Annotated in this window: 16 protein-coding genes; 9 read left to right on the forward strand and 7 right to left on the reverse strand. The window is 68.9% G+C overall.

The window, feature by feature from the left end; all coding sequences use genetic code 11:
- Window positions 1-76 precede the first annotated feature (76 nt).
- The gene (locus QSU92_RS03480; protein WP_289264800.1) at window positions 77-592 is read right to left on the reverse strand and encodes a GNAT family N-acetyltransferase; all 516 of its coding nucleotides are present in this window, start codon (window positions 590-592) and stop codon (window positions 77-79) included.
- 143 nt (window positions 593-735) lie between these two features.
- On the opposite strand from QSU92_RS03480, the gene QSU92_RS03485 reads away from it, so the two are divergent.
- Complete coding sequence (locus QSU92_RS03485) at window positions 736-2,127, forward strand: HNH endonuclease signature motif containing protein (RefSeq protein ID WP_289264801.1); 1,392 nt, start codon at window positions 736-738, stop codon at window positions 2,125-2,127.
- 48 nt (window positions 2,128-2,175) lie between these two features.
- Here the strand turns inward: QSU92_RS03485 and QSU92_RS03490 are convergent, their stop codons facing one another.
- Window positions 2,176-2,748, reverse strand: a complete 573-nt coding sequence (locus tag QSU92_RS03490) for a P-loop NTPase family protein (RefSeq protein ID WP_289264802.1) — start codon at window positions 2,746-2,748, stop codon at window positions 2,176-2,178.
- 121 nt (window positions 2,749-2,869) lie between these two features.
- On the opposite strand from QSU92_RS03490, the gene QSU92_RS03495 reads away from it, so the two are divergent.
- Window positions 2,870-3,145, forward strand: coding sequence for a DUF2834 domain-containing protein (locus tag QSU92_RS03495; RefSeq protein WP_333783441.1), 276 nt, complete (start codon window positions 2,870-2,872; stop codon window positions 3,143-3,145).
- On the opposite strand, the gene QSU92_RS03500 is transcribed toward QSU92_RS03495, so the two are convergent.
- On the reverse strand, window positions 3,063-4,202 hold the full coding sequence (locus tag QSU92_RS03500) for a LacI family DNA-binding transcriptional regulator (RefSeq protein WP_289264803.1): 1,140 nt from the start codon (window positions 4,200-4,202) through the stop codon (window positions 3,063-3,065). The genes QSU92_RS03495 and QSU92_RS03500 overlap by 83 nt on opposite strands.
- Window positions 4,203-4,430: 228 nt before the next feature.
- Here QSU92_RS03500 and QSU92_RS03505 point away from each other — a divergent pair, with 228 nt between their 5' ends.
- Genes QSU92_RS03505 through QSU92_RS03520 form a run of 4 tightly spaced genes read left to right on the forward strand, consistent with a single transcriptional unit; the run spans window position 4,431 to window position 8,574 of the window.
- Entirely contained in the window at window positions 4,431-5,798 is a 1,368-nt protein-coding gene (locus tag QSU92_RS03505; RefSeq protein WP_289264804.1) for an ABC transporter substrate-binding protein, read from the forward strand.
- A gap of 2 nt (window positions 5,799-5,800) precedes the next feature.
- Window positions 5,801-6,781, forward strand: coding sequence for a carbohydrate ABC transporter permease (locus tag QSU92_RS03510; RefSeq protein WP_289264805.1), 981 nt, complete (start codon window positions 5,801-5,803; stop codon window positions 6,779-6,781).
- Between the two features lie 50 nt (window positions 6,782-6,831).
- The gene (locus QSU92_RS03515; RefSeq protein ID WP_422880430.1) at window positions 6,832-7,602 is read left to right on the forward strand and encodes a carbohydrate ABC transporter permease; all 771 of its coding nucleotides are present in this window, start codon (window positions 6,832-6,834) and stop codon (window positions 7,600-7,602) included.
- A 3-nt stretch (window positions 7,603-7,605) separates the two neighbouring features.
- Window positions 7,606-8,574 carry an alpha/beta hydrolase gene (locus QSU92_RS03520; protein ID WP_289264808.1) on the forward strand — a complete coding sequence of 323 codons (969 nt, stop codon included), beginning with the start codon at window positions 7,606-7,608 and terminating at the stop codon, window positions 8,572-8,574.
- 75 nt (window positions 8,575-8,649) lie between these two features.
- Here QSU92_RS03520 and QSU92_RS03525 read toward each other — a convergent pair whose 3' ends face one another.
- Window positions 8,650-10,089 (reverse strand): cryptochrome/photolyase family protein, encoded by a 1,440-nt coding sequence (locus QSU92_RS03525; protein WP_289264811.1) that lies wholly within the window; start codon window positions 10,087-10,089, stop codon window positions 8,650-8,652.
- Window positions 10,090-10,141: 52 nt separating this feature from the next.
- On the opposite strand from QSU92_RS03525, the gene QSU92_RS03530 reads away from it, so the two are divergent.
- On the forward strand, window positions 10,142-11,401 hold the full coding sequence (locus QSU92_RS03530; RefSeq protein WP_289264812.1) for an NAD(P)/FAD-dependent oxidoreductase: 1,260 nt from the start codon (window positions 10,142-10,144) through the stop codon (window positions 11,399-11,401).
- A 10-nt stretch (window positions 11,402-11,411) separates the two neighbouring features.
- Here QSU92_RS03530 and QSU92_RS03535 read toward each other — a convergent pair whose 3' ends face one another.
- Genes QSU92_RS03535 through gnd form a run of 3 tightly spaced genes read right to left on the reverse strand, consistent with a single transcriptional unit; the run spans window position 11,412 to window position 13,926 of the window.
- Window positions 11,412-12,089 carry a DUF1345 domain-containing protein gene (locus QSU92_RS03535; RefSeq protein WP_289264813.1) on the reverse strand — a complete coding sequence of 226 codons (678 nt, stop codon included), beginning with the start codon at window positions 12,087-12,089 and terminating at the stop codon, window positions 11,412-11,414.
- A gap of 1 nt (window position 12,090) precedes the next feature.
- Window positions 12,091-12,861, reverse strand: coding sequence for a hypothetical protein (locus tag QSU92_RS03540; protein ID WP_289264814.1), 771 nt, complete (start codon window positions 12,859-12,861; stop codon window positions 12,091-12,093).
- A 12-nt stretch (window positions 12,862-12,873) separates the two neighbouring features.
- Window positions 12,874-13,926 (reverse strand): phosphogluconate dehydrogenase (NAD(+)-dependent, decarboxylating), encoded by a 1,053-nt coding sequence (gene gnd, locus QSU92_RS03545; RefSeq protein WP_289264815.1) that lies wholly within the window; start codon window positions 13,924-13,926, stop codon window positions 12,874-12,876.
- A 163-nt stretch (window positions 13,927-14,089) separates the two neighbouring features.
- On the opposite strand from gnd, the gene QSU92_RS03550 reads away from it, so the two are divergent.
- Window positions 14,090-14,644, forward strand: a complete 555-nt coding sequence (locus QSU92_RS03550) for a Dps family protein (protein WP_289264816.1) — start codon at window positions 14,090-14,092, stop codon at window positions 14,642-14,644.
- Between the two features lie 146 nt (window positions 14,645-14,790).
- Window positions 14,791-15,909 carry a DUF4190 domain-containing protein gene (locus QSU92_RS03555; RefSeq protein ID WP_289264817.1) on the forward strand — a complete coding sequence of 373 codons (1,119 nt, stop codon included), beginning with the start codon at window positions 14,791-14,793 and terminating at the stop codon, window positions 15,907-15,909.
- The last annotated feature ends 16 nt before the right edge of the window (window positions 15,910-15,925 follow it).

A 15,925-nucleotide genomic window follows, 5' to 3' on the forward strand; every position in this document is an offset into this window, starting at 1 on the left:
CCAGGAAGCGGCGGGTGTGGCAGGACATGCCGCATCCGCCGTTTTCGTCTGCGCGTGCCGGGAAGGATCCCCGCGGTCACACTCGCCCGGGAGGGGTCTGCGCGAGAGCGCGCAGAGCGTCACCACTGAGACGCTGGGTGGTCCACTCCTCCATCGGCAGGGCGCCGATCGCCCGGTAGAAGCGAATCGACGGCTCGTTCCAGTCGAGCACCGTCCACTCGAACCGCGCGTACCCCCGTTCGACGCACTCGGCCGCGAGAGCCTGCATGAGCGCGCGACCGTAGCCGCGGCCTCGGGCGACCTCGTGCACGTAAAGGTCCTCGAGCCAGATGCCGTGCGTTCCGGTCCAGGTGGAGTAAGTGAGGAACCAGATCGCGATGCCGAAGATCGCCCCGTCGCGTTCGACGACGTGCGCGAAGACCCGCGGATCCGCTCCGAACAGAGAATCGGTCAGGGCGTCGACCGTGTTGTGCACCGCGTCGGGTTCTCGCTCGTAGGCGGCGAGCGCGGTGATGGCGTCGAGGATGCCCGGCTCATCTCCGGGCTGGGCGCGGCGCAGAACGGCACCGTCGGAAAGAGTGTGCGAGGTCACCGGATGAGAGTACTGTCTCGACGGCGCTGCTCCGGGTATCGGCTCACCCTTCGAAACTTTATTCTTCTCTCGACCGCCTTCCGCACTGCCGATGTCGGAGCCCCCTGCGATGATGTGGGTAGGTCATCGGGACGGGGATTTCAGTGGAAGCGGACGAGAAGCGGCGGCGGGCGGAGGACAAGCGCGCCGGGGTGTTCGCGGATGAGCTGGCGAAGCTGCAGCGGGCGGAGGCGAAGCTTGCCGCGAAGAAGACCCGGCTGCTCGCGGACGCGTACGCGCTGACGCTCGAGCAGCGGTCCCGGATCGGGTCCGCGCCATCGCGGGAACGGGACATGCCGCTGCGGTCCATGGCGCTGGAGCTCGGGATGGCGGTGCGGGTCAACGACCGGTCGATGCAATCGCAGATGCACGACGCGCACGAACTGATGGAACTCTTCCCCGCGACGATGGAGGCGCTTTCGGAGGGGCGGGTGTCGCGGGCGCATGCGCAGGTGATCCAGGACGCCGGCCGGGTCATCGAGGATCCCACCGACCGGGCCGCGTTCGAACGGATCGTGTTGGTGGAGGCGGAGCGTCAGACGGTGGCGCGGACGAAGACGTACGCCCGGCAACGCGCCGCGGTGCTGGACCCGCGGCCGTTGCAGGAACGACACGACACGGCGATGCGGGAACGCCGGGTGTGGGTCACCGACCTCGACGATGCCATGTCGACCCTCACGATCCTCGGCAAGAACGTCTACATCCACGGGGCCTACCACCGACTGACGGGCCAGGGCACCGAGATCAAAGCCGTGGACCGGGACAAGCGGCGCGCACACGCGGCCGCAAAGGCCGAGAGCGAGAAGGCAGGCGGCCGCAGCGGCGACGACGACAACAACAAGAGTGCCGCAGATGGTGATGCTGAGCCGTGGTTCGATGACCGGATCCTGGACGAGATCCGGTGCGACCTCGCCCTGGACATGCTCCTCGCCGGGTCTCCGGTCATCGACCCCACCGACCCCACCACCGGCGGACTCGGCGCCATCCGAGCCGAAGTGCAGATCACCCTCCCGATCACCACCCTTACCGGGGTCACCGGAGCGGGGGCGGAGTTGAACGGGGTCACACCGGTCGACCCCGAGACGGCCCGGCGGATGGCAGGGACGGCGAGGGTGTGGGACCGGGTCATGACCGACCCGATCACCGGGGTCGTCACCGCGGTGGACAGGTATCAACTCCATCCCTCCCAGACCCGGTTCCTCAACGCCAGGGACATGACATGCCGAACACCCGGATGCCGAAGGCCCGCGAAACTGTGCGACAAGGATCACTCGAAGGACTTCGCGTTGGGCGGACCATCCTCCAACGACAACCTGTGCAACGAATGCGCCCGACACCACACCCTCAAACACGCGACGAACTGGCACGTCGAACAGCTACCCGGCGGCATCCTGACCTTCACCAGCCCCGGCGGGAAGACCTACGACAGCCACCCACCCTCACGCGTCACCTTCGTCCCCACCGACGACGGCCAACTCACCGTCGCGCCCTTCTGACCAGCCACGTGCCCGGCGGGATACCTCATCTGTGGCGAGGATATGGCATCAGGCGAGTCGCGTGCTGGCTCGCAGCGGCCCATCGACCCATCGATCGACCTCCTTCTGGGAGCGCAGACGGATCACGGCCGGAGCCGCGTCATCCCGGGCCAGTCGCGGAATCCGCCCGTCGTACTTGTGCCTGGTGCTGATCGACCAGCGGACGATGTGCTCGGGGTCGGTGAAGACCGTGTGGAGCGGGGGCTCGATGTTGCCGTTCCACAGCTCCTCGCGGCGCAGCCGCCGCCGGAGGGTACGCCGCACAACCCGGGGGAACACGCAGGTCCAGAAGGGCAGATCGAGCCAGACCAGGACGTCGGCGCGCGCGGTGAGGAGCGGTCTCGCCGGCGCGTACTGCCATTCGGTGACCCACGACTCCCCGGCCACCAGCCGCTCGACATCGCTGAGGAATTCCGGTCGCTCGATCCAGCCGGCTCCGTGGAAGAGGGCGTCGATCTCGGTGTGCGGCGCCCCGGTGGTCTTTGCGATCCTCACCGCGATCGTCGTCTTCCCCGCCCCGGACACTCCCGCGACCGCGATCCGGCGCGGGCGCCGGGGCAGCGGATCGTCGAACGCGAGCACCGCACGATGATACGGCGCTAGCCTTCGACCCCTGCCCCGCCACCGCGATCCCTGGCCGCCTCTCGCGATCACCTTCCTCGTCCTCGCGGTCGCGGGACTCGTCGTCACCTTCGTCTTCAACGTGTGGGCGATCGTTCAGATGCGCGACTTCATCGGCGACCTCGTGAACAGCGGCCCGGCGGTGTCGTCGATCACCGTCGACCTGCTCATCGTCGCCGTCGCCGCCTGCATCGTGATCGCCGTGGAGGGACGGCGTCTCGGAATGAAGCGGTGGTGGCTCTACATCGTGCTGTCAGCCCTCACCGCGATCGCCTTCACTTTTCCCCTGTTCCTCGCGATGCGCGAGCGGCGACTGGCCGCGCTGCGCGCGACGGACGAGGCCGCTCCGGCGGCGTGACGGAATCCGGGGTCACGACGGCACCTACTGGCGCGACGGAGCCACGCAAGCGGAGAGGCATCTCTATGCGTTCGACAGCGGCCACCGCGTCATCCTCTTCATCGAGCAGGTACTGGATGGCACGGCGTCCGAGCTCGTAGTGCGGAATGGCGAACGTGGTCAGGCCGGGATGCAGCCACCCGGCCAGCTGATGGTCGTCGAAGGACACCAGCGAGAAGTCGTCGGGAACCCGCATGCCCACTTCCTGCAGCGCCTGATAGGCACCGAAGGCGAGCCGGTCGTTGAAGGTGATGATCGCATCGCCTCGCGCGCCGGACGCGACGAGATCTGCAGTCGCCTTCCATCCATCCTCGGGAAGCCAGACCTTGCACATGCGTCCGCTCGCCGGTTCGATGCCGGCATCGGCGAGGGCGTCGAGGATGCCCGCGAGCCGCTCGCGACCCGCGACCGTCTGTGGCGCCACCTGATCACGAGCCGGACCGGCTCCCACGAGGTGGATGCGCGTGTGACCCGCCGCCAGCAGAAGCGCCGCCGCACGCCGCCCGGCGTCGTACTCGTCGGGGATGATCGCGGTGACCGCGCCCGCCTCGTCGGGCAGGGCGTTCAGCAGCACGACCGACCGACCCCGCACTCCCTCGGGAATGGGCCGCTCCCTGGTGAACATCGAGGCGATCACGACCGCGTCGACCTGTCGGTCGAGCATGGTCTGAACCAGACGCTCCTCTTCGGCGAGATCTCCCTCGGTCTCGCCGATGAACAGCAGATAGCCCTCGCGATGGGCATGATCGAGAGCGCCCTTGATCATGTCACCGGCCAGCTGCGAGGTCGCAATGGTGTCGGAGATGAATCCGATGGTGCGGCTGGACCCGCGGCGAAGATCGGCCGAAAGGATGTTGGGGCGGTAGCCGAGTTCCGACGCGACCTGACGCACCCGCTGCTGCGACGCCTCCGAGATCCGCAGCTCGGTCCCGCGATCGGAAAGCACCAGCGACGCAGTCGTGCGCGAGACACCGGCGGCGCGAGCCACATCGGCGAGGGTCACACGGCGTCGGGTCACGTCATTCGTCCTTCGTTCCAGGCCGATCCTAACGGGTGGGTAACGACACCCCATGAGTCCTGCGCACCGGAGTTGACAGATGCGCGGCCGCTAGACATGATAATCCTTGCTAACACGATTTAGCATCGTGCTGAATCGAGTTAGCTCAGAGTACGTCGCAGCGCGCTGCGCTCCTCGCCTACCCGATCGAAGCCCTCGGAACCCCCATCCCAAGGAAGGGAGACACTGGTGTCTCAATCACACGGCAACCGGTCACGCCTCTACCTCGCCACCGGCCTGCTGGCAGCATCCGCCCTCGCCCTCGTCGCGTGCGCCCCTCCGGGGGGAGGCGGCTCCACCGATGCCGGTGGGTCGGCTGCACCCACCCTGGACGGCGCCCCCACGTGCGGCGAGGAAGACGTCGTCCTCGACATGTACATCGAGACCGGCTTCCCCCTGCCCAAGGAGCTCGCTGACGAATTCACCAACCAGTACCCGAACGTCACCTTCGACATCCGCGAGGACCAGTTCGCCGTCATCACGCAGAACGCCCCCCGCGTGCTGCAGGACTCGCCGCCTGACCTCATGCGCCTTCCGCAGATGTCCGAGCTGGCCTCCAGCGGCCTGCTGCTGAACCTCGACCCGTACGCCGAGGCGTTCGGCTGGACCGACTGGCCGGCCTCGCAGTTGGAGCAGCTGCGCGTCGACGACGAAGGCCGTCGTGGCGACGGACCGCTCTATGCCATGGGCCTGAACTTCTCGATGACCGGCGTGTTCTACAACAAAGAGCTCGCCGAGCAGATCGGCATGACCGAGCCGCCCGCGACGCTCGAGGAGTTCGACGGCTATCTCGCCGCAGCCCGCGACGCCGGGCTCACGCCAATTGCTCAGTTCAACGGCGGTGCGACCGGGGGCCTGCTGTTCCCGCTCCAGCTGTTGATGGCCTCGTACGGTGAGACCGCGCCGATCAACGACTGGATCTTCCAGAAGGAGGGGGCGACGATCGACACCCCCGACAACCTCGAGGCCGCCGAGCACCTGCAGGGCTGGGTCGAGGAGGGCTTCTTCGCCGACGACGTCAACTCGATGGACTACTCGCAGATGATGAGCCGCTTCATCGGCGGCGAGAGCGTCTTCATCTTCAGCGGCGACTGGGAGTCGGGCAACCTCGACGCTCAGATGCCCGACAACGCCGGCTTCTTCGTCATGCCTCCGCTGGAGGACGGCGGAACGATCGGCGCGATGTCGGCGCCCCTCACCTACGGCATCTCCGCCAACGCCGAGAACCCCGACTGCGCGGCGTTCTTCCTCGACTGGGTCGCCACGGATGAGACGGCGCGCACCATCACGGTCGAGGTCGGCGGATCCCACCCGATGGGGCCGGCCGATGCCTTCATGCCCGAGGTCGCTGAGGGCTCGGTCACCGCGGAGACCCTGGCTGCCGGAACGACGATCAACGACGCCGACGGGGCGATGGACTTCATCGCCAACGCCACCGGAGCGATCTACGCCCAGAGCTGGACGCCCAACGTGCAGCGACTGGTCGCCGGTGAGCAGGACGCGGCGGGTCTGCTGAGCTCGGTCCAGACCGACTACGAAGCCGAGGTCGGTCAGTAGGCATGAGCTCACGCTCCCAGGTCGCGGCGGCGGACGTGTCCGCCGCCGCGACCCCTCCTCCCCCGCCATCCCTTCCCGATGACACCGCGCTGACCCGCCGGCGGCGCCGGCGCCGGGTCGTCCGCGACCTCCGGATCTACCTGCTCGTCCTGCCGGCAGCGGCGTTCTACATCGCCTTCGTGCTCCGCCCGATCGCGCTGACCGCGCAGTACTCGCTCTACGACTGGGATGGTTTCACCACTGCATCCTGGGCGGGCTTCGCCAACTACGGCGAGGTCTTCGGCAACCCCACGCTGCTCGGCGCCATCCTCAACTCCTTCGAGCTGATCATCTACTTCAGCGTCATCCCGGTGATCCTCGGTCTCTTCGCGGCCAACATCATCCGGGGTATCGCGACCAGTCGGCTCGCGACGGTCTCGCGCACCGTGCTGTTCCTCCCGCAGGTCATCCCGCTCGTCGCCGCAGGCATCATGTGGAGCTGGCAGCTGTCCTCGAGCGGCTTCGTCAACCAACTGCTGAGCGCGGTGGGCCTCGGCGGACTCACCCGCGCGTGGCTGGGCGATTTCAACACCGCCCTTCCCGCCGTCGGCCTCATCGGCGCCTGGGTGCAGCTGGGCCTGTGCACCGTGCTGCTGCTCGCGGGTATGACCAAGATCGACCCCGCCCTCTACGAGGCGGCGCGCATCGACGGCGCGGGTCCCATCCGCGAGTTCTTCTCGATCACCCTGCCGAGCGTCCGCCAAGAGCTCGCCGTCGCCATCACGGTGACCGTGATCTCGGCACTGGCGAGCTTCGACATCATCTACATCTCCACGCAGGGCGGCCCCGGCAACAGCACGCTCGTCCCCGGCCTGCAGATCTACTACCTCGCCTTCTTCCAGCGCGATGTCGGCACCGCCTCGGCCCTCGCGGTCGTCCTGATGCTGCTCGTGCTCCTCGTGGTGCTGCCGCTGCAGCGCATCATCCGTGGGAGGGACGCGTGATCACCCCGCTCCGCGACAAGATCCTCGGTCGCGCGCTGCTGTTCCTTCTCATGGCGATCACGATCATCCCGTTCGTGAGCCTGTTCGTCACGGCGCTGCATCCGCCCGGAACCTATCCCGCCGGGATCAGCTGGCCCGAGACCCCGCGGTGGGACAACTTCCTCACCGCCTTCCAGTCGGCCAACATGCTCGAGCTGCTGTGGTCGAGCGTCCTCATCGAGCTCGGCGTGGTACCCATCGCGGTGCTGATCGCCACCCTCGCCGGGTTCGCCCTCGGCCACCTGCGCCCCCGCGGCGGCAACGCGGTGTTCATCGTGTTCATACTCGGGCTCACGCTGCCGTTCGAGGGCATCGTGGTGCCGCTCTACTACCAGATGCGCGACATCGGACTGCTGAACACCCGGTGGGCGATCATCCTCCCCCTCATCGGTCTGTTCATGCCGTTCGCGATCATGTGGATGCGTGCCCATTTCGTGAACATGCCCCATGACCTTTCCGAGGCCGCCCGTGTCGACGGGGCGACGACCTGGCAACTCTTCTGGAAGATCCATGTGCCGCTGTCGGCACCGGCACTGTCGTCGCTGGCGATCCTGCTGTTCCTCTGGACCTGGAATCAGTTCCTCCTGGCCATCGTGCTCGTCGACGACCCGGCGAATCGGACCATGGCGGGCGCCCTCGGCGCCTTCCAAGGCCAGTGGGGAACCGACATTCCGCTTCTGTGCGCGGGATCACTGCTGATCCTCACCCCCACGCTGCTGATCTTCCTGATCTTCCAGCGGCACTTCGTCTCCGCCCTCCTCCAGGGCTCCCTGAAAGGCTGATCGATGCCCCCGATCCCGCCCTTCGATCCCGATGTGGCGCACGCCCTCGCGACGAACCCCGACGTCGTCACGACCCTCCGACCCGACGAGATCGCGGCCCTGCGCACTCGGAGCGTCGTCCCCTCGAGGGAAGAGATCACCCGCAGCGGTCGCCTCGAGCACTCCGAGCACATGATCGACGGTCCCGGCGGTGACCTCCGCATCGTCCTTCTCCTCCCGGCCGCACGCACCGCTCCGGTGCCGGTGCTGCTCTTCGCCCACGGCGGAGGGCTGGTGGTGGGCGGACCGTACGACGGAATGGTGCCCCTGGCCGCCCTGGCGGCCGAGGCGGGGTTCGCCATCGCTTCGGTGGACTACCGCCTCGCCCCAGAGCACCGCTATCCCGCCGCCGTCGAAGACGTCTACGCCGCCCTCGGGTGGGTGGCGCGACAGGCCGCCACGCTGGATGTCGACCCCGACCGCATCATCCTGACGGGAATCAGTGCCGGCGGCGGCCTCGCCGCGGCGACCGCACTGCTGGCACGCGACCGCGGCGGGCCCGGGGTCTTCGCCCAGCTGCTCGTCTGCCCGATGCTCGACGATCGGAACCAGACGGGCTCGGGTACGCAGATGGCCGGCCGCGGCGCGTGGGATCGCGACGCGAACGAAACCGCCTGGAGCGCCTATCTCGGACCGGACCGCACCGAGGTTCCCATCTACGCCGCACCCGCGCGCGCCGAGGACCTGTCCGGACTTCCGCCCGCCTTCATCGACGTCGGATCGGCCGAGACCTTCCGCGACGAGTGCGTGGCCTACGCCGACCGCATCTGGCAGAGCGGCGGAGACGCCGAACTGCACGTCTGGCCCGGCGGCGCGCACGGCTTCGACGCCCTCGTCCCCGACGCGCTGCTCAGCCGCGATGCCGCTCGGGCGCGCGCGCACTGGCTCGCCCGCGTGCTCGCCCACGGTCGGCGCGCCCTCGCGGGCATCTGAACCTGCCCCCACCGGTCATCCGCCCGGCCGGTGGGGGCACGGCCATCCCCGACGAGCCGTCCGGGCAATGAAGCTTCAGTCTCCGCGTCGCCGGCGCATCTGCGCGAGAGGCATGTTCAATCGGGGATTGCCGGCCAGCTTGGATTCATGCCGGTCGAGGAATGCCCAGTAGGCGCTGGTGAAGACCGAATCACGGGCTTCGCGGTCGCTCCCCCACCACCGCCCCATCTTCTGCAGGTAGGCCCCGCCTGAGACATAGGGCTTGGTGGCCACGCCCCCGCCATCGGCGTACTGACTCATCCCCTGGACGTTGGGCACCATCACCCACTCATAGGCGTCGACGAACAGCGCCGAGTACCAGTCGAACACCGCGCGCGGATGGTAACCCTGCAGCAGGAACCAGTTCCCGAGGACCATGAGCCGCTCGATGTGATGGGCGTAGCCCCAGCGATGGACGCGGTCGAGGACCATCCGCACGGGTACCGGCAGATCGTCGGGGATGTCGGCGCCGGTGTACCACCAGTCCTCGAGGGGACGGGTCAGTTCGAAGTGGTTGGCGTCGATGAGGGTCGGCTCGGCACGGTAGGACCCCCGCATGTACTCCCGCCAGCCGATCACCTGGCGCACGAACCCCTCGAGTGAGGCGATCGGCACCGCGTCACGGTGGGCGACCGCGGCGCGGACCACCTCCTCGGCGCGGAGCAGACCCACATTGAGGAACGGGCTGATGATCGCGTGGAAGAGGAACGGCTCATCGGCGGCCATGGCGTCCTCGTAACGGCCGAAGAACTCCAAACGCTCGGCGACGAACGACGCCAGCCACTTCCGTGCGGCAGGGGCGGTGACCGGCAGCCAGAAGTCCGCCGCGTCACCCGGATGATCGGCGAACCGGTCGGCGACGAGGGCCATCGCCTCCCGAGTGATCTCGTCGGGCCGGGCCTCGGGAAGGGACGGGACCGAGATCCCGTCCGGAGGGAGCGGATGACGGTTGTCGGCGTCGAAGTTCCAGGCACCGCCCGCAGGCCTCTCCCCGTCCATGAGGATGCCGGTCCGAAGGCGCTGCCACCGGTAGAAGTCCTCCATCTTCGCCCGCGGGTGCCCGTCGAACCATCCGTCGAGGTCTTCGACCGCCGTGAGGAACAGCGCGTCCGGATAGATGCGGGTCGCGACGCCTTCGTCGTCGCAGACCCGGCGCAGTCGCTCGTCCACGCCGCGATCGGTCGCGCTCATCCACGCCAGCCCATCGATCCCGTGTTCGCGGATCAATCGACGAAGTCCGGTTGCGAAGCTCCACTCCTCCCCGACGCGGACGTGCGCCACGCGGTGTCCGGCTTCCTCGGCGCGGGCGGCGGCGTGGCGGAGTCCGGAGAGGACGAGCACGAGCTTGTGCGCGTGGAACGGCCGACGGGTGAGGGCGGATTCGGCCTCGACGAAGAACAGGATGTCGATGTCGGGATCGCTGAGGGCCGGATGATCCTCGAAGAGCTGGGTGGCGAGGATCAGGGCGGCCTTCATGCCGTCATCCTTCCACCGTCCGAAGCGACGGAGGTCGTCGTAGGCTCGGCACATGTCCCGCACCGGTCCCGCCGCGCACGACGTCGTCGTCATCGGAGCGGGCCTGGCGGGTCTTCGAGCGGCGCACATCCTCGCCCGGGCGGGCCGTGATGTCGTGGTGCTCGAGGCAGCCGATGACGTCGGGGGCAGGGAGCGCACCGATATCGTCGACGGGTTCCTCCTCGACCGAGGCTTCCATGTCCTGAACCCGGCCTACCCCGCTCTCCGGCGCGCGGTCGACCTGCACGCTCTGAACATCCAGGCCCTCCCCGTCGGGGTGCGGGTGCGCCGCGAGAGTCGCTCGGTGCGCCTGGGGCACCCCCTGCGGCATCCGGGCCTGATCCCGGCGTCTGTGGCGAGCGGACTCGCCCGACCCGCCGACCTCTGGGCGCTCGCCCGATGGATCCTCCCGGCGCTCCGCGACCCGAAGGGCGTCGTCTCCGGCGCCGACCGCAGTCTGGCGGAGGGCTGGGCTCGGGCGGGGCTCGCCGGCGCATTGCGCACCGAGGTGCTCGAACCGTTCCTCGCCGGGGTGATCGCGGACGACACCGGCGCGACCTCCGACGCGTTCGTCCGACTGCTCGTGCGCATGTTCGCTCTGGGGCGGCCGGGATTGCCCGCCGACGGTATCGCAGCCCTTCCGCGGCACCTGGCTTCCCGGGCCGAGGCAGCGGGCGCCGACATCCGACTCTCCCACCGGGTGACGGCCCTGTCGCGCGGGACCAACGCCTGCGACGTGGCGATCGCGGGCGCCGACACCGTGCACGCGAGCCATGTGATCGTCGCCGTCGGGCCGGAAGCGGTTGCGACGCTCACCGACCTTCCGGCACCCAAGACGAAGGGACTGCAGACCTGGTGGTTCGACGCCGAGCAGGAGCCCGCGTTCGACGCCCTCCTGGCCGTCGACGGGCGACGCCGGGGACCGATCGTCAACACCGCGGTCCTCTCACGCACGGCGCGCTCCTACGCCCCGTCCGGCCACCACCTCGTGGAGGCGACCTGCCTGCTTCCCGCCGACGGTGCGGGCGCTCCGGAGGGCGAGGTGCGCCGTCAGCTCGCGGACCTGTGGGGGAAGGATGCCGCGCAGTGGCGACTCCTCCGCCGCGACGACGTGCGCCATGCCCTTCCCGCCCAGCCGGCTCCACTCCGCGTGAAGAGTGCACCCTGGATCGCCGAGCGCATCCTGATCGCCGGCGACCACCGCGACACCGCCTCGATCCAGGGCGCGCTGGTCTCCGGAGCCCGCGTCGCGCGGACGGTGCTCTCCGCCTGAGCCTGCGGCCTCAGCGTCCGCCGGCTTCGGCGATGGCGCTCAGCGCCGTGACGATGATCAGACCGTTGACGAAATACCCGATCACGGAGTGGGTCATCACCCGCCACCGCATCTGCCGGTCGTGCACCTCCACGTCGGAGGCGGCGAAGCTGACCGCAACGGTGTAGGAGAAGTAGGCGAATTCGAGGATGCCGGGTGTCGAGGTGCCGGGGAAGCGCAGCGGGCGGTCGTTCTCGCGGTAGTACAGCTGCAGATAGAGCTGCGCGTACCCCCAGTGCAGCAGGATCCAGGCGAGCAGCATGGCCCAGATCCCGATGACGTCCAGCAGCGGGGTGATCGCGTCATCAGGTTGGAGGAAGATGTGCTGGACGGTGGCGACGACGCCCACGGCGCTGGTGAAGATGGTCGCCGTCAGCGAGATCGTGCGCGGCACGATGCCGAGCTCCATCAGCAGCGGCGGTCCGTCGCTCGCGGCGCGACGACCCGCGACCCACAGCACCACCCAGATACCTGTTGCGTAGGCGGTACCGACGCCGCACCATGCGAACAGGAGCACGGCGGAGGCCGCGTTGCCGGGGGCGAGGATGAAGCCGATCCCGAGGACCACGAGCGTCAGTTGCAGCACCGAGCTGATGACGAGCCCCCACACCGCGGTGCGTCGTCGCGTGCCCGTGACGGGGCCGCTCATCTCAGAACATCCACGGTTCGATCCCCTCCAGACCCTGACCGCTCTCCCGGGGCGGGTCGGCGATGATCGGCGGCGGAGTCCACCGCCGCCGCAGCCGCCGCAAGGCGAGGCCCCGCCAGATGCCGCACGCCCCGGGCATCCCTCCGCGAAGCCGGATGAGGTCGGCGGCGCGAGGGCCGGTGGGGATGTCACGAGGCAGCGAGGACGACGCGACGATCCAGTCGGGGAGAGAGAGGAGGCGAAGGATGCCGCGCAACCGCTCGGACTCGGAGACGCTGTCGCGCTCCAGCTCCTCGTCGAGGATCTCGGTCAGCGTCTCGCCGGCCGTCGGTACCCCTGCGAGGGCCGCGAATCCCGGCGCCGCGGCCACACCCACCAGTTCTGAGGCGACGTCGTCGTCGGCGCCGGGCTCCGCCGACGGGTCGCTGTCGTAGCGGCCGATCTCCTCCGCGCCCCGCCAGGCGACCAGCCCGAGCTGCCGGTCACGGCGCACGCGCACGGCGAGGACCGCGCAATCGAGCTGCTCGGCGACCACGGCACCGACCTCGATGATCCCGCGGCGTCCCGCCGCCACGACCCCCGCCCCCGGATCGCCGACCACGATCTGCGTTCCCGATGCGGCCGGCGCGATCCATCCGGTGAAGCGGATGACGCGGAGCACCCTCTCCAGTGCCGCCGCGTCCGCGGCATCCGTCATGAGCACCAGCGCACCGTAGGAGTAGCCGTCGGGTCCGCCGACCTCGCCGGGAGTGGAGATGGGCAGGTAGGCCATCGCGATGTCCGATCAGGCGTCGGCCTTGCGGCCCCCCGCTTCGAGGACGTCCCCCGCGGGAAGCTCCTGGTGACCCCCGAACTGCAGGCGCATCGCCGAGAGCACCTGGTTGGCGAAGTGGTCCTCACCTCGTGAGGCGAACCGTTCGAACAGCGACGCGGCGAGCACGGGGGCGGGTACGCCGGTGTCGACGGCGGCCTTCACCGTCCAACGCCCCTCGCCCGAGTCCGACACCCGCCCGGCGAGTCCGTCGAGCGTGGGATTCTCCTGCAGGGCGGCCGCGGTGAGATCGAGCAGCCACGAGGAGATGACCGAGCCGCGGCGCCAGAGCTCCGCGACCTTGGGGGTGTCGATGGTGAACTGATAGAACTCCGGCTCCTCGAGCGGCGCCACTTCGGCGGAGTGCTCGGCCTGATGTATGCCGGCATCGGCATGCTCGAGGATGTTCAGGCCCTCGGCGAGCGCGGCCATGATCCCGTACTCGATGCCGTTGTGCACCATCTTCACGAAGTGGCCGGCACCCGACGGACCGCAGTGGAGGTATCCGAGTTCCTCCGGTGCGTAATGGCCCTCGCGGCCGGGGGTCCGTCCGATCTCACCCTGGCCCGGTGCGATCGTCGCGAGCACCGGCTCGATGCGGGTGAAGGCCTCATCGGGGCCCCCGACCATCAGGCAGTACCCGCGGTCGAGGCCGAAGACGCCGCCGCTCGTGCCGACGTCCACGTAGTGGATGCCCTTCGGCTTCAGTGCGGCGGCGCGACGGACGTCGTCGCGATAGTTGGAGTTGCCGCCGTCGATGATGATGTCGCCCGGCTCCAGCACCTCGGCGAGCTGATCGACGACGCCGCCGGTGAGGCCAGCGGGAATCATCAACCACACCACGCGGGGGGTCTCCAGCTTGCTCGCGAGATCGGCGAGGGTCGCCGCGCCCGTCGCGCCTTCCGCGGCGAGGGTGGTCACGGCATCCTGATTGACGTCGTAGACGACGCAGTCGTGACCATCGCGCATCAACCGTCGCACGATGTTCGCGCCCATCCGCCCCAGTCCCACCATCGCCAGCTGCATGTGTCCTCGCTTCGCTTCCAGCACCGGTCGGTCCGGCCCCTGCTCGCAGTCTAGGGACGCCATGCGACGAGCGGGTATCACTGCAGCCGACCCGGTGCAAGCTCTCCCACCGAATCTGTCGCTCGCCTATCGTCGAATCCACCCCGACCGATAGGAGCGTTCCGTGGCCACCACGACCGACAAAGCCTCTCCCGCCACCCGCAACAAGCGGCGGCCGTCGCGCGGCGCCGAACTCACCGACGAGCAGAACGCCGAGAAGGGCTTCCAGGCGTCGGAGACGCTCAGCGACAGCCTGCAGCGTGTCCTGGTCGATCTGATCGAACTCTCCCTGCAGGGCAAGCAGGCCCACTGGAACGTCGTCGGGACGAACTTCCGCGACACCCACCTCCAGCTCGACGAGATCATCGACGCGGCGCGCGAGTTCGCCGACGACATCGCCGAGCGGATGAGGGCGCTGCACGCCCTGCCTGACGGTCGCAGCGACACGGTCGCCGAAACGACCACCCTGCCGGAGTTCCCGCAGGGCGAGATCGCCACCACCGAGGTGATCGACCTGATGACCGAACGTCTCGACGCCGTCGCCGGCACCGTCCGCGAAGTGCACGACCCCGTCGATGAGGAAGACCCCACGAGCGCCGACATCCTTCACGGGGTTCTGGAGCGCGTGGAACAGCTGTCGTGGATGGTGAGCGCGGAGAACCGCAAGCCCAAGCGCTGACAGCGCAGCACGAGAGCGGATGCCGTGGGGGCGGCATCCGCTCTCGTCATGTCTGTGGGCCGGCAAATCCGGGGTTGGGCCGTGTCGGCCGACCTCGCTACTGTGTACCGGCGGCGACGACGCGTCCGTCGCATGGAGAGGAAGCGATGTCCGACCAGAACCCTGCTCCCGCAGACGGGCAGCAGCCTGCCGACCCTCCGCCCGCGGGCTCCTACGCACCTCCGGCGGGTCACTACGCGCCGCCTGCCGCACAGTACGCCCCGCCCGCGGGGCAGTACGCGGCACCACCCTCCTATCCGGGGGCCCCGCTGCCGCCGTACGCCCAGCCCGGCATCGCCTATCCGGGAGGGCCGTCCTCGCCGGGGGGACCCGACACCCGCCCCAAGGTTCTCGCGATCATCGCGCTAGTCGCGTCGATCGTCGGGCTGCTCATCGCCTTCATCCCGTTCCTCGGATGGCTCTCCGCGCCGATCCTTCTCGCCGCGCTGGTGATGGCCATCATCGCGCTCGCGCTGAAATCCCAGGGTGGCAAGGGCTTGAGCATCACCGCGCTCATCATCTCGGTGGTGGGCGGCATCATGGCGATCGTGGTGACGGTCGTGGCGGCGCTGTTCGCGACGATCTCGACCTTCGAGACGATCGATGACGGCGTTACCGACCCGTTCTCCCCCGGTGGCGGTGAACCGGTCACCTCGGCCGAACCCGTCCAGATCCTCGAGACGGCATTCGGCCAGGACACCCTGGATCCCGAACTGTGGTGGTACGTCGTGATCGTCGACAATCCCAACCCCGACGCCGTCTTCGAGTTCGGTGAGATCACCACCGAGGCGGTCGACGCCTCCGGCACGATCCTCGACAGCTCGACCGACTACATCACAATGCTTCCCGGTCAGGTCGCCGTGTCCGGGTCGTTCTACGAGGTCGGCGCGAACCAGATCACCTCACTCGAGGTCATCGGTCCCGACCCGGCCGTCGCGGTGACCGAGCCCTCGACCGGGGCCGGTGAGTTCGCGGTCGGCGAACTCACAGCCGGCGGCGACGACTACGTCACCGAGGTCTCCGGCACCGTCACCGGGCAGTTCCCGGTGGATCAGGAGTTCGTGGGGGTCACCGTCGTCGCCCGGGACCCGGGCGGAACGATCATCGGAGGCACCTCGACCTACATCGAGCGCCTGCCGGCCGACGGCGGAAGCGCCCGCTTCGAGGCGATCTTCTTCAGTCCGCTGCCGGCCGACTCCGTCTACGAGGCATATCCGTTCCTCTGACCGTCTGACCTCCGTG

This window comes from Microbacterium sp. ET2 (assembly GCF_030347395.1).
In the GTDB taxonomy this organism is placed as follows: Bacteria; Actinomycetota; Actinomycetes; order Actinomycetales; family Microbacteriaceae; genus Microbacterium; species Microbacterium albipurpureum.

Coding starts and splice junctions, on each gene's coding strand:
- QSU92_RS03530 (WP_289264812.1), top strand. CDS start 10,142: ATGTCCCGCACCGGTCCCGCCGCGCACGACGTCGTCGTCATCGGAGCG.
- QSU92_RS03555 (WP_289264817.1), top strand. CDS start 14,791: ATGTCCGACCAGAACCCTGCTCCCGCAGACGGGCAGCAGCCTGCCGAC.
- gnd (WP_289264815.1), bottom strand. CDS start 13,926: ATGCAGCTGGCGATGGTGGGACTGGGGCGGATGGGCGCGAACATCGTG.
- QSU92_RS03525 (WP_289264811.1), bottom strand. CDS start 10,089: ATGAAGGCCGCCCTGATCCTCGCCACCCAGCTCTTCGAGGATCATCCG.
- QSU92_RS03510 (WP_289264805.1), top strand. CDS start 5,801: ATGAGCTCACGCTCCCAGGTCGCGGCGGCGGACGTGTCCGCCGCCGCG.
- QSU92_RS03515 (WP_422880430.1), top strand. CDS start 6,832: ATGGCGATCACGATCATCCCGTTCGTGAGCCTGTTCGTCACGGCGCTG.
- QSU92_RS03540 (WP_289264814.1), bottom strand. CDS start 12,861: ATGGCCTACCTGCCCATCTCCACTCCCGGCGAGGTCGGCGGACCCGAC.
- QSU92_RS03520 (WP_289264808.1), top strand. CDS start 7,606: ATGCCCCCGATCCCGCCCTTCGATCCCGATGTGGCGCACGCCCTCGCG.
- QSU92_RS03535 (WP_289264813.1), bottom strand. CDS start 12,089: ATGAGCGGCCCCGTCACGGGCACGCGACGACGCACCGCGGTGTGGGGG.